The organism is Pseudomonas sp. Q1, from assembly GCF_009935975.1.
Lineage (GTDB): Bacteria > Pseudomonadota > Gammaproteobacteria > Pseudomonadales > Pseudomonadaceae > Aquipseudomonas > Aquipseudomonas palleroniana.
In genome coordinates, this window is record NZ_QODI01000011.1 from 233,183 (window position 1) to 244,887 (window position 11,705).

Annotated in this window: 10 protein-coding genes and 2 tRNA genes; 6 read left to right on the top strand and 6 right to left on the bottom strand. The window is 59.1% G+C overall.

Features of this window, described 5'->3' with window-relative positions; genetic code table 11:
* Positions 1-43: 43 nt before the first annotated feature.
* The 5 genes from groL to DK870_RS19155 all read right to left on the bottom strand — a co-directional run bounded on the left by groL (position 44) and on the right by DK870_RS19155 (position 4,679).
* A complete protein-coding gene (gene groL, locus DK870_RS19135) occupies positions 44-1,690 on the bottom strand; it encodes a chaperonin GroEL (protein ID WP_060754252.1) in 1,647 nt (548 codons plus the stop codon).
* A 50-nt stretch (positions 1,691-1,740) separates the two neighbouring features.
* The gene (locus DK870_RS19140; RefSeq protein WP_003227685.1) at positions 1,741-2,034 is read right to left on the bottom strand and encodes a co-chaperone GroES; all 294 of its coding nucleotides are present in this window, start codon (positions 2,032-2,034) and stop codon (positions 1,741-1,743) included.
* Positions 2,035-2,281: 247 nt separating this feature from the next.
* Positions 2,282-2,758: an FxsA family protein gene (locus DK870_RS19145; protein ID WP_060754254.1), complete on the bottom strand. Its 477-nt coding sequence runs from the start codon at positions 2,756-2,758 to the stop codon at positions 2,282-2,284.
* 66 nt (positions 2,759-2,824) lie between these two features.
* The gene (locus DK870_RS19150) at positions 2,825-3,556 is read right to left on the bottom strand and encodes a HugZ family protein (RefSeq protein ID WP_060754255.1); all 732 of its coding nucleotides are present in this window, start codon (positions 3,554-3,556) and stop codon (positions 2,825-2,827) included.
* A 115-nt stretch (positions 3,557-3,671) separates the two neighbouring features.
* A complete protein-coding gene (locus DK870_RS19155; protein ID WP_060754256.1) occupies positions 3,672-4,679 on the bottom strand; it encodes a DUF481 domain-containing protein in 1,008 nt (335 codons plus the stop codon).
* Positions 4,680-4,871: 192 nt separating this feature from the next.
* Between DK870_RS19155 and DK870_RS19160 the strand changes: the two genes are divergently transcribed.
* The 4 genes from DK870_RS19160 (at position 4,872) to DK870_RS19175 (ending at position 9,651) form a co-directional block, all read left to right on the top strand.
* On the top strand, positions 4,872-5,186 hold the full coding sequence (locus tag DK870_RS19160) for an MGMT family protein (RefSeq protein ID WP_232965689.1): 315 nt from the start codon (positions 4,872-4,874) through the stop codon (positions 5,184-5,186).
* Positions 5,187-5,229: 43 nt separating this feature from the next.
* A complete protein-coding gene (locus tag DK870_RS19165; protein ID WP_060754258.1) occupies positions 5,230-6,762 on the top strand; it encodes an AmpG family muropeptide MFS transporter in 1,533 nt (510 codons plus the stop codon).
* 199 nt (positions 6,763-6,961) lie between these two features.
* On the top strand, positions 6,962-8,677 hold the full coding sequence (locus DK870_RS19170; RefSeq protein ID WP_060754259.1) for a proline--tRNA ligase: 1,716 nt from the start codon (positions 6,962-6,964) through the stop codon (positions 8,675-8,677).
* A 20-nt stretch (positions 8,678-8,697) separates the two neighbouring features.
* A complete protein-coding gene (locus DK870_RS19175) occupies positions 8,698-9,651 on the top strand; it encodes a hypothetical protein (RefSeq protein WP_060754260.1) in 954 nt (317 codons plus the stop codon).
* Between the two features lie 130 nt (positions 9,652-9,781).
* Here DK870_RS19175 and dinB read toward each other — a convergent pair whose 3' ends face one another.
* Positions 9,782-10,840 carry a DNA polymerase IV gene (gene dinB / locus DK870_RS19180; protein WP_060754261.1) on the bottom strand — a complete coding sequence of 353 codons (1,059 nt, stop codon included), beginning with the start codon at positions 10,838-10,840 and terminating at the stop codon, positions 9,782-9,784.
* Between the two features lie 279 nt (positions 10,841-11,119).
* Between dinB and DK870_RS19185 the strand changes: the two genes are divergently transcribed.
* Together DK870_RS19185 and DK870_RS19190 are read left to right on the top strand one after the other, a co-directional pair.
* Positions 11,120-11,196: transfer RNA gene (locus DK870_RS19185), tRNA-Met, on the top strand.
* 341 nt (positions 11,197-11,537) lie between these two features.
* A tRNA-Met gene (locus DK870_RS19190) sits at positions 11,538-11,614 on the top strand.
* Positions 11,615-11,705 lie beyond the last annotated feature (91 nt).

The window sequence follows — 11,705 nt, forward strand, 5'->3', positions numbered from 1 at the left end:
CATCACTGCAGGCGGGGTTTTTCAGGTGCCGGGTAAGGCTGGCTTACATCATGCCGCCCATGCCACCCATGCCGCCCATGTCTGGCATACCGCCGCCAGCTGCGCCTTCTTTCTTCGGTGCATCAGCGATAGCCGCTTCGGTAGTCAGGATCAGACCGCCGATGGAGGATGCCGCTTGCAGCGCGGAACGGGTTACCTTGGTTGGGTCCAGGATGCCCATTTCGATCATGTCGCCGTATTCGCCAGTAGCAGCGTTGTAACCGTAGTTACCTTTGCCGTTCTTGACTTCGTTGACCACAACGCTCGGCTCGTCGCCGGAGTTGGCAGCGATCTGACGCATCGGAGCTTCAACAGCGCGACGCAGAACAGCGATACCGACGTTCTGGTCAGCGTTGTCGCCGGTCAGGCCAGTCAGGGCTTCCAGAGCACGGATCAGCGCAACGCCACCGCCAGGTACCACGCCTTCTTCGACGGCTGCGCGGGTTGCGTGCAGGGCGTCTTCAACGCGGGCTTTCTTCTCTTTCATTTCAACTTCGGAACCAGCGCCAACCTTGATCACTGCAACGCCGCCGGACAGCTTGGCCAGACGCTCTTGCAGTTTTTCACGGTCGTAGTCCGAGGAAGTTTCAGCAACCTGGGCACGGATCTGAGCGATACGGGACTCGATGTCGCCGTCAACGCCAGCACCGTCAACGATGATGGTGTTTTCCTTGGAGATGGTCACGCGCTTGGCGCTACCCAGGTTTTCCAGGGTGGCGCTTTCCAGGCTCAGGCCGATCTCTTCGGAGATAACGGTACCGCCGGTCAGGACGGCGATGTCCTGCAGCATGGCCTTGCGACGGTCGCCGAAGCCCGGTGCCTTGACGGCTGCGACTTTGACGATGCCACGCATGTTGTTCACAACCAGCGTCGCCAGGGCTTCGCCTTCAACGTCTTCGGAAATGATCAGCAGTGGGCGGCCGGCTTTGGCAACGGCTTCCAGCACTGGCAGCATTTCGCGGATGTTGGAGATCTTCTTGTCGACCAGCAGGATCAGCGGGCTGTCCAGCTCGGCAACCATGGTGTCCGGCTTGTTGACGAAGTACGGGGACAGGTAGCCACGGTCGAACTGCATGCCTTCTACAACCGACAGTTCGTTTTCCAGGCCGGTGCCTTCTTCAACGGTGATCACGCCTTCTTTACCGACTTTTTCCATGGCTTCGGCAATGATGTCGCCGATGGAGCTGTCGGAGTTGGCGGAGATGGTACCTACCTGAGCGATAGCCTTGGAGTCCGCGCAAGGCTTGGACAGGTTCTTCAGCTCTTTGACGATGGCGATGGTCGCCTTGTCGATACCGCGCTTCAGGTCCATCGGGTTCATGCCGGCAGCGACGGCTTTCAGGCCTTCGTTGACGATCGACTGAGCCAGAACGGTGGCGGTGGTGGTGCCGTCGCCTGCGTCATCGTTGGCACGGGAGGCAACGTCTTTGACCAGCTGCGCGCCCATGTTTTCGAAACGGTCTTCCAGTTCGATTTCTTTGGCGACGGAAACGCCGTCCTTGGTGATGGTCGGAGCGCCGAAGCTCTTCTCGATGATCACGTTACGGCCTTTCGGGCCCAGGGTCGCTTTTACCGCGTCAGCCAGGACGTTGACACCGGTGAGCATTTTCTTGCGGGCGGAATCGCCGAATTTAACTTCTTTAGCAGCCATGATCGATATTCCTTAAATTCTTTGGAGTAACGGAAAAATGAGCGGGGAAATCAGCCTTCCAGTACGGCGAGAATCTCGTTCTCAGCCATTACCAGGAGGTCTTCGCCGTCAACTTTCACAGTGTTGCTACCGGAGTAAGGGCCGAAAACAACCTTGTCACCGACTTTAACGGCCAGCGCACGTACTTCACCGTTTTCCAGAGTCTTGCCTGGGCCCGCAGCGACGATCACACCGTGGTTGGCTTTTTCAGCAGCCGAACCTGGCAGAACGATACCGCCAGCGGTTTTCTTTTCTTCTTCGCTGCGACGGATTACGACGCGGTCGTGCAGAGGACGAAGCTTCATTGTCGATCTCTCCTAATTGTGTTTTTCATCGGCCGGTATCAATTCCGGCGGGTTAAATTCCGGCGGGGCCGGTCGCGGTTCGCAAAGCAAACCGCTGAAGTCTGTCTGGTGTCGCCACCAGAAACCTTGCGGTGACCGTTACATAAGGGCGCCTGGGCTTATTACAAGGGGCCATGAATGAAATTTTTTGTGTCTACGGTCGGGTAAAAGCAACACGGCACCCGAAGGTGCCGTGCCGATAAAGCGCTTATTTGGAGTCGCGGTGTTCGAACTCGCCTTCGATCACGTCACCTTCACGCCCCAGGGGCTGGCGCGGAGCCGGACCGCCACGGGGTTGCAGGTCATCGGCGAAGGCACGCTGGCGAATCGCAGCCTCTTCGGCGCGCTGGCGCATCTTGCCGGCCAGCAGCTTGCGGGTGAACGGCAGCAGCATGACCAGGCCGACCACGTCGCTGACAAAGCCCGGCAGGATCAACAGGCCACCGGCCAGGGCCATCATCAAGCCTTCTAGCATGGTCTGGGCCGGCAACTCGCCGCGATTCAGGCTTTCACGGGCACGCAGGGCCGTAGCCAGGCCCGCGACGCGCAGCACCAGGACGCCGAGCATCGAGCCGGCAATAATCAGCAACAACGCCGGGAAAAACCCGATTGCGCTGCTGACTTGAACGAATACGAACAGCTCCAGCACCGGGAACAGCAGAAAGAGCAATAAAAAAGGGCGCATCAAATGGTTCCTCAACGCAAGAATGCCTTGCTAGTCCACCTTAGATGACGTCGCCATTTCGTGAATTCAAGCGCCGGCCGCTGCTTTTTTCGGCCAGACCTCGGCGTGAGCCAATGAAACCAAGGCCTCGCGCACTTGTGTCGGAGTATTACAAGGCTCGGCAAACGGCAACCAATGCAACGTTTGGCCGATGCGCAGGTGCATGCCTTCACTGTCGATACCGACCAATTGCGCAGGCTCGGACGTCGGCAAACCGGCCAGGTCGACGTAATGGGCAATCGCTTTGGTGTGATCGCTGTTCATGTGCTCGATCATGCTGCGCTCAGCCTTGCCCGCGAAGGGGTTGGCCAGGGTCAACTGGTCGACCCAGTGAATCGCGCCAAAACCACCGATATAACGGTGGCGTACCGGCTTGAGTACCCAGAAATCAAAATCATGGGCCTTGTGGTAGTTGGCCGATTCGGGGAAGTAGCGGTAATAACGCTCGGCCGCCGCGTCGATCGCCGCCTGATCGTCCAGTTGCTCGGCTTCGGCCAGGTAGGTCAGGCGCCCGACGGCCTGCACGTCATCGGCCTCGCGCTCACCCACCAGCAGCGAGCATTTCGGGTCCTTGTGCAGGTTATGGGTGTGCTGGGCGATGCGGCTGATCAGGATCAGCGGGCGGCCCTGCTCGTCCAGGCAATAAGGCACGACCGAACCGAAAGGGAAGCCGGGCATGGCTTTGGACAGTGTGGAGAGAGCCCCACGGTATTCCTTGAGCAACAGCTCTCGGGCGTTCTTGGCAACGTGCGCGCTCAACGTATGACTCCTCGGGTATTCGGTCGCCCATGGCACATGGGAATGGATCTCAACACAAGGTAATCAATATCCGCGCAGGTTGCCAGCGCCGCCCCGGCAGCTTTTGCCGTGTGGGTTACCAGGCCACGCCAAAGCCCGCGGTGTAGCGCGTCTTGCTCAAGCTGCTTTCCGAATCGCCACTGATAATGTCGCGCTCGGCCTTGAGATTGAGCGAAGCCCACTCGGTGACTTTGTAGCGCAGGCCCATTTGCGCATCCACGGAGTATTCGGACGGCCCGGCCAGCGGCTTGCCCAATTCACCGCTGGTGAAGAACTCAACGGTCTTGCCCACCAGGTAGCGGTTGTAGTTCCACTTCATGGCCAGGGAGTAGAAGTTGTCCTTGCCGCCGTCGGCATATTCGTAATCGGTGCGGTTGACCAGGGAGCCGAGGGAGAATGCGCCCAGCTCATCATCCCAGAACTGGTAGCCGGGGCCGGTACCCACGGTGCGTTGCCGCGACAGGTCTTCCACCTTGTCGCGCTTGTAGGTCAGGCGGCCCTGCCAGAACCAATGTTCGGTGATGAAGCGGTCCAGGTCATATTCCAGGGCCCAGTTGTCGGTGGTGGTGACGTCGTCCTGGAACTCGCGGTTGTACTCACCCTTCCCGGTATGACGCCACTGGCCGTGACGGGCGGTGGTCTTGAAGTCAATGTCGTAATCGTTGGTGTCTTTGTCGGCCCGCTTGTAGTCCAGCGCCAGGTCGACATTGCCCTTCCACACCAAGTCCTCGATCACTGGCTTGGGCTTGATGATCTGCTGGATGCTCGCCAGGTCCACGGTCTTGGGCGCTTCACCGTTGGCCAGGACCACCTTTCCATCGTCTGCGGCCTTCAGCGACTTGGCTTTCTCACCGGTATAGGCGTCCTGCTTGACCAGCAACTCCTGGTCGCTCTCCAGGGTTTTCACCTGCTTCCAGTCCACCGGGATCGAGCCGGCGTAGTCTGTCTGGATCAGCAGTTTGCCGCCGTCAAAGACTTTGATCTTGCCGGTCAGCCGGTCGCCGTTCTTCAACCACACGGTGTCGGCGAGCAAAGGGGTGGAGGCGCTTAAAACAGCAAGGCACAGCAGGGTTCTGGACAACATAAGCAGATTCGGGGCTCGAGGTTGGCGAAAAAAGGGCGCTATCGTGTTAGATAGCTACGACTGACTCAAGGATTTATATTGAGTTCAATTCTCATCGCCATGTTTACAGACGTTTCTTACAAATACGCGAAGATCTCAACGGATATATCCACAGTGAATCCACCTGCCGATACGCCGCAAAACCCCGCCGAGATGCGCCGTACCGCGCTGTACCTGACGCTGGCGCAAGTCCCGCAAGGTTGTGTCGTGAGTTACGGCGAATTGGCGCGCCTGGCCGGCCTGGGTCGGGCGGCACGCTGGGTGGGGCGCACCCTCAGCCAACTGCCCGAAGACACTCGACTGCCCTGGCATCGCGTGCTGGGCGCCGGTGGTCGGATAAGTCTGCCGGTGGGCAGTGCTTCAGGTGACGAACAACGTGCGCGTTTACGCAGCGAAGGTGTCAGCATCCTGAACAATCGCGTTGATATTCAGCGTCATGGCTGGCGCCCGGTAGAGCACAGCGGTTAGAGTGCGCGCTTTGTTTCCGCAAATCTGAGGCAGATTCCAGCCCATGCCCCGTAAAACCTGGCGCGCCGCGCTCGCCGCCTATGCCAGCCCTTCGACGTTGGTGCTGTTGTTGCTCGGCTTCGCCGCCGGCTTGCCTTACATGTTGGTGTTCTCGACGCTTTCCGTATGGCTGCGCGAGGCCGGTGTGGCCCGCGAGACCATCGGTTATGCGAGCCTGATCGGCTTGGCCTATGCCTTTAAATGGGTCTGGTCACCGCTGCTCGACCAATGGCGCCTGCCGCTCCTCGGAAAACTGGGGCGACGCCGCTCATGGTTGGTGCTTGCCCAGTCGCTGGTGATCCTCGGATTGATCGGCATGGGGTTCTGCGACCCGCAAAAACACCTGTCCTGGTTGATCGCCATTGCGGTGATCGTGGCCTTCGCCTCGGCCACCCAGGACATCGCCGTAGATGCCTATCGCCTGGAAATCGCCGACGACAGCCGCCAGGCCGCCCTGGCCGCCAGCTACATGTCCGGCTATCGCATTGCAGCCTTGCTGGCCACGGCCGGCGCGCTGTTCTTTGCCGAAGGTTTCGGCTCTACCGGCTTCAACTATAAGCATTCGGCCTGGACCGGCACCTATGTCATGTTCGGCGTGCTGATGATCCCGGCACTCCTGACCACCTTGTTCATGCGCGAACCCGATGTGCCGCTGCGTACCCAACTGCAGGCCGGCCGCTACAGCTTCTCGCACCAACTGGTCTCGGTATTCGTCTTGATCGTGCTGCTGGTGTCGGTCCCGGCGATGTTCACCCAGCTGTACAACACCGATTTCGCCAGCGTGCTGTTCCACGGCGTCACCCTGTGGGAGCTGTTGATGGAAGATCGCGCCTTCCTGCGTGCCATCCTCTATATCCTGCTCACCACCCTGTGCCTGTCGACCATGGGCCGCCGCGGCCTGGCGCCGGTGCTGACACCGGTCAACGACTTTATCCTGCGCTACCGTTGGCAGGCGTTGCTGCTGCTCGGGCTGATCGCGACCTATCGCATGTCCGACACCGTGATGGGCGTGATGGCCAACGTGTTCTATATCGACCAGGGCTTTACCAAGGACCAGATTGCCGGGGTCAGCAAGATCTTCGGCCTGATCATGACCCTGCTCGGCGCCGGCATGGGCGGCCTGCTGATTGTGCGTTTCGGTATCTTGCCGATCCTGTTTATCGGCGGCGCGGCCTCGGCCGCGACCAACCTGCTGTTCGTGATGCTGGCCGATATGGGCCCGGACCTGCAGATGCTGATCTTCACCATTTCCCTGGATAACTTCAGCTCGGGCCTGGCCACTTCGGCGTTTGTCGCCTATCTGTCGAGCCTGACCAACCTCAAGTTCTCCGCCACCCAATATGCGCTGCTCAGTTCGATCATGCTGTTGCTGCCGCGCCTGATTGGCGGGTACTCCGGCGTGATGGTGGAGAAGTTCGGTTATCACAACTTCTTTATCATCACCTGCCTGCTGGGCGTACCGACGTTGTTCCTGATTGCGTTGCACTGGTTTCAGGAAAGTCGACGGGCGCGGTTGAGTCCTCCAGTAGAAGACTGACAAGCACTCCGTGGCGAGGGCGCTTGCCCCCGGTGGGGTGCGCAGCGCCGTCAAAAAAAAGCGGGCGACTGCTGCGCAGTCGAACGGGAGCAAGCTCCCTCACTACAGACAGCCCTTTATTCTGATACCTGTACGGCGGCGGCTCACGCCCGTACAATCCCAAGTCATTTCAAGTCCAAGCAACCGACAACGGCCTACCATGCGTACCAGTCAATATTTGCTCGCCACACAGAAAGAAACGCCTTCCGACGCGGTTGTGATCAGCCATCAGTTGATGCTGCGCGCCGGCATGATCCGCAAACTGGCCTCCGGCCTGTACACCTGGCTGCCCATGGGCTTGAAGGTGATGCGCAAGGTCGAAGCCATCGTTCGTGAAGAAATGAACGCCGCCGGGTCTCTGGAAGTGTTGATGCCGAGCACCCAACCGGCTGAGCTGTGGCAGGAATCCGGGCGCTGGGAAGAGTATGGCCCTGAGTTGCTGCGCTTCAAGGATCGCCATGGTCGCGACTTCTGCGCCGGCCCGACCCACGAAGAAGTGATCACCGACCTGATGCGCAACGAGCTGAGCAGCTACAAGCAGCTGCCGCTGAACCTGTATCAGATCCAGACCAAATTCCGTGACGAAATCCGCCCACGCTTCGGCTTGATGCGTGGCCGCGAATTCATCATGAAAGACGCCTATTCATTCCACGCCGACCAGGCGTCCCTGCAGGTCACCTACGACCGCATGCACACGGCCTATTGCAACGTGTTCACGCGCCTGGGCCTGAAGTTCCGCCCGGTTGAAGCCGACAACGGCTCCATCGGCGGTGCCGGCTCCCATGAGTTCCATGTGCTGGCCGAGTCCGGCGAAGACGATATCGTATTCAGCAACGGTTCGGACTACGCGGCAAACATCGAGAAAGCCGAAGCCGTGCCACGCGAAACCTCCCGCCCGGCACCGACTGAAGAACTGCGCCTGGTGGACACCCCGGACACCAAGACCATCGCGGCCCTGGTGGAAAAATTCAATCTGCCGATTGAAAAGACCATCAAGACCCTGATCGTGCGCGCCGAAGAAGAAGGCAAGCTGATTGCGCTGGTGATCCGTGGCGACCACGAACTCAACGAAATCAAGGCGGCCCAGCAACCTGGCGTCGCCAGCCCACTGGTCATGGCCACCGATGCCGAACTGCGCGACGCGATTGGCGCCGGCGCCGGCTCCCTCGGCCCGCTGAACCTGCCGCTGCCGATCATCATCGACCGCTCGGTCGAGCTGATGAGCGACTTCGGTATTGGCGCGAACATCGACGACAAGCACTACTTTGGCGTGAACTGGGAACGTGACCTGCCGGTTCCGACCGTGGCTGACCTGCGCAACGTTGTTGCCGGCGACCCAAGCCCGGACGGCAAGGGCACCCTGGAAATCAAGCGCGGCATCGAAGTCGGGCACATCTTCCAGCTGGGTAACAAGTACAGCAAGGCGATGAAGTGCGAAGTACTGGGCGAGAACGGTAAGCCGATCACCCTGGAAATGGGCTGCTACGGCATTGGCGTTTCGCGCGTGGTGGCCGCTGCCATCGAGCAGAACAACGACGACAAAGGCATCATCTGGAGTGACGCCCTTGCGCCGTTCCAGATCGCCCTGGTGCCGCTGCGTTATGAAACCGAGCAAGTACGCGAAGCCACCGACAAGCTGTACGCCGAACTGACGGCGGCCGGTTTTGAAGTGCTGCTGGATGACCGGGACAAGAAGACCAGCCCGGGCATCAAGTTCGCCGACATGGAGCTGATTGGCATCCCGCACCGGATCGTGGTCAGTGACCGCGGCCTGGCTGATGGCAATCTGGAATACAAGAGCCGGACCGAAGCCGAAGCCCAACCGTTGCCGGTGGCTGACGTGCTGTCTTTCCTTCAGGCGCGTATTCGTCGCTGAAAACCAGATCAAGAGAAGTCATGTTCAAGCGAAACACCAGAGCCCTGGGGGGCGCCGCCTTGTGCGGTGCCCTGCTGGTCAGCGGCTGTGCCAACCATATGTCACAGCGCAGTGAGCACGAGGAGCGGATCGAGCGCAAGTTGCTCGACCACAGCCTGCAGATCGATGTAGGCGAGCCCAAAGTGCTGGAACTGCCGCAACGCCGGGTTCGGATTCACGAGCAAAAGACCTTTGAGGTCACCGAATTCGAAGTGACCCGCCGTTACGATCGCTATACCCCCTACCAACCCTGGCGCAAGGTCTACGAGATGCCTTTGGGCGCGGTAGCCCTGGTGGCGGGCGCGGGAGCCAACGTGGCGAACATCTTCGCCCTCGGCAACCTGCCCACCAGCATGACCCGCGACTGGCTGAGCTACGGCGTGGACGGCATCAACCCGTTCATGAACGTGCAATCCCATGGCCGTGCGCAACAGAACCTGGCGGGTATCGATGAAGTCCAGCGCGACAAGCGCCTGGAGTATTCGAGCCTGCCCTGGAGCGAACGCCCGGTACAGGTCACCGCCGGCAAGCAAACCCATGAACTGACCACCGACCGCAACGGCGTCTTGCGCCTGAACCTGTTGGACAGTCCGTTTGCCGAGCAAGACCTGAACCGGATCAGCACGCTGAAAATCAGCGTCGAAGATGGCCAGGACGACGTGCACTCAGACTCCACCTTGGCGATCAGCAGCACTCTGCGCAGCAAGTTGCTCGAAGCCCATGGCCTGATTTACGACGACCTGGAAGACGACGAAGTCAACCAGTGGGTGCATCGCGTCAAGCGTCTGTCAGAGCTGGGCCTGGAAGAAGAAGCCAGTGAGCTGGAGCAAAGCCTGATCGAGCTGACCCGCAATGATCCTGAATTGCAGCAGGAATTCCTGCAGGCACTGACCAAGGATGCGGGGCGACTTGTCGCAGATCCTGGGACTCGCTGATATTCCTGGGCCAATGTAGATCCAAATGTGGGAGGGGGCTTGCTCCCGATAGCAGTGTGTCAGCTATGCATAAGCTAACTGATAGACCGCAATCGGGAGCAAGCCCCCTTCCACATGTTGCTCCCGGTGTTTACCAGGAGAACTCTAATTGCTCGTTGCCACCACTCAAGTCCAGTAAGCGCACACCTATACCGAGCAAGCGCACCGGTTTCCCACCCCGATTGAACGCCTGCGTCAGCAGCTGTTGATAACTCTCCAAATCCCGCCCTGCCCCCGCCTGCTCCAAGGTCGTCTGGGTAAAGTCATGAAATTTCACCTTAACGAACGGCTTGCCCGCACGGTAGCTGCTGTCGATGCGCGCCATGCGCCCGGCCAGGGTTTCCATCAGCTCAGGGAGTTTTGCCAGACAACTTGAGAGATCCGGCAGGTCCACATCGTAGGTATTTTCCACACTGATGGATTGCCGACGGCTGTCGTTGTGTACCACGCGGTCATCGATCCCACGCGCAAGGCTCCAAAGCCGCTCACCAAAACTGCCGAATTCGCGCACCAGCGCCAGCTTGTTCCACTCACGTAGTTGCAGGCAGTCCTCAATGCCCAGGCGCGCCAATTTGTCGGCCGTCACCTTGCCCACACCATGCAACTTGTTCACCCGCAACTGGGAAACAAAGTCTTCGACCTGGTCTGGGGTGATCACAAACAGACCGTTGGGCTTCTTCCAATCGCTGGCGATCTTCGCCAGAAACTTGTTCGGCGCTACGCCGGCCGACACCGTGATGTGCAATTGGTTGGAGACGCGGCGACGAATGTCCTGGGCTATACGTGTGGCGCTGCCGCCAAAATGCTGGCTATCGGAGACGTCCAGGTAGGCTTCGTCCAGCGACAGCGGTTCGATCAGGTCGGTGTAGTCACGAAAGATCGCCTGGATTTCCTTCGACGCTTCCTTATAGGCATCCATACGCGGCTTGACGATGGTCAGGTCGGGGCACAATTTCAGGGCGTGGCGTGATGACATAGCGGAACGCACCCCGTACGCCCGAGCTTCATAGTTACAAGTAGCGATCACGCCCCGGCGATCGGCGGAGCCACCCACGGCCAGGGGCTTTTGGGCCAGGCTCGGGTCGTCACGCATCTCAATGGCGGCGTAGAAGCAATCACAGTCGATGTGGATGATTTTGCGCTGCGTCATATAAACGGGGGTGTGGCCCAACGGGTGGTCAGTATCGCATTCGTTACTGTATATAGCACCAGTAGTTTGAAACTTCCGTTTGAGCGGTAGGAAATCGCCCAAAGGAATTTATTTTCTCAATCGAATCCAGCGCCCCAATAGAGCTGAAAGCCTCGGCCAGACTGGCCCCGCGCCCATCCATAGCTGACTTTTCAGAGCTAACCGATTGAACCACAAGCGCTTTTTTTAGAATCACGGGTTGACACGGTGACATTCCTCTGTAAAATGCCGACCCACAGACGCGGGATGGAGCAGTCTGGTAGCTCGTCGGGCTCATAACCCGAAGGTCGTCGGTTCAAATCCGGCTCCCGCAACCAAACATCAAAAAAGGCTACTCGAAAGAGTGGCCTTTTTTGTGCGTGCTGATTTTTCCTTGTTAAGCCACTACGTGCTGCGGCATAACTCTGTAGTAGTGAGCGGGCTTGCCCCGCACTGGGTGGCGCAGCCGCCCCAACAAGGACGCCGCGCGATTTCAAAAAGACCGAGGTGGCTGGATCTAGGGCGGCTGCGCCACCCAGCGCGGGGCAAGCCCGCTCACTACAAAGCGTTTTCAATCGCGGACTTAGGCCAGCCCGAGCGGCTGATTCACACTTATTTGACTCATTAGCCCATTAACGGTTGACACCTCGTCGCTGGACTGTAGAATGCCGCCCACAGACGCGGGATGGAGCAGCCTGGTAGCTCGTCGGGCTCATAACCCGAAGGTCGTCGGTTCAAATCCGGCTCCCGCAACCAAATATCAAGAAAGGCCACTCGAAAGAGTGGCCTTTTTTGTATCCTGTGAAAAAGTTCTTCTGAAACAATGGCATGGCATCTTTCATGAAAC

Bases quoted from the DNA above. Each gene is read 5' to 3' on its own strand.
- DK870_RS19165 (WP_060754258.1), top strand. From the start codon at position 5,230: ATGCCCCGTAAAACCTGGCGCGCCGCGCTCGCCGCCTATGCCAGCCCT.
- DK870_RS19140 (WP_003227685.1), bottom strand. From the start codon at position 2,034: ATGAAGCTTCGTCCTCTGCACGACCGCGTCGTAATCCGTCGCAGCGAA.
- groL (WP_060754252.1), bottom strand. From the start codon at position 1,690: ATGGCTGCTAAAGAAGTTAAATTCGGCGATTCCGCCCGCAAGAAAATG.
- DK870_RS19175 (WP_060754260.1), top strand. From the start codon at position 8,698: ATGTTCAAGCGAAACACCAGAGCCCTGGGGGGCGCCGCCTTGTGCGGT.
- dinB (WP_060754261.1), bottom strand. From the start codon at position 10,840: ATGACGCAGCGCAAAATCATCCACATCGACTGTGATTGCTTCTACGCC.
- DK870_RS19160 (WP_232965689.1), top strand. From the start codon at position 4,872: ATGCGCCGTACCGCGCTGTACCTGACGCTGGCGCAAGTCCCGCAAGGT.
- DK870_RS19145 (WP_060754254.1), bottom strand. From the start codon at position 2,758: ATGCGCCCTTTTTTATTGCTCTTTCTGCTGTTCCCGGTGCTGGAGCTG.
- DK870_RS19170 (WP_060754259.1), top strand. From the start codon at position 6,962: ATGCGTACCAGTCAATATTTGCTCGCCACACAGAAAGAAACGCCTTCC.
- DK870_RS19155 (WP_060754256.1), bottom strand. From the start codon at position 4,679: ATGTTGTCCAGAACCCTGCTGTGCCTTGCTGTTTTAAGCGCCTCCACC.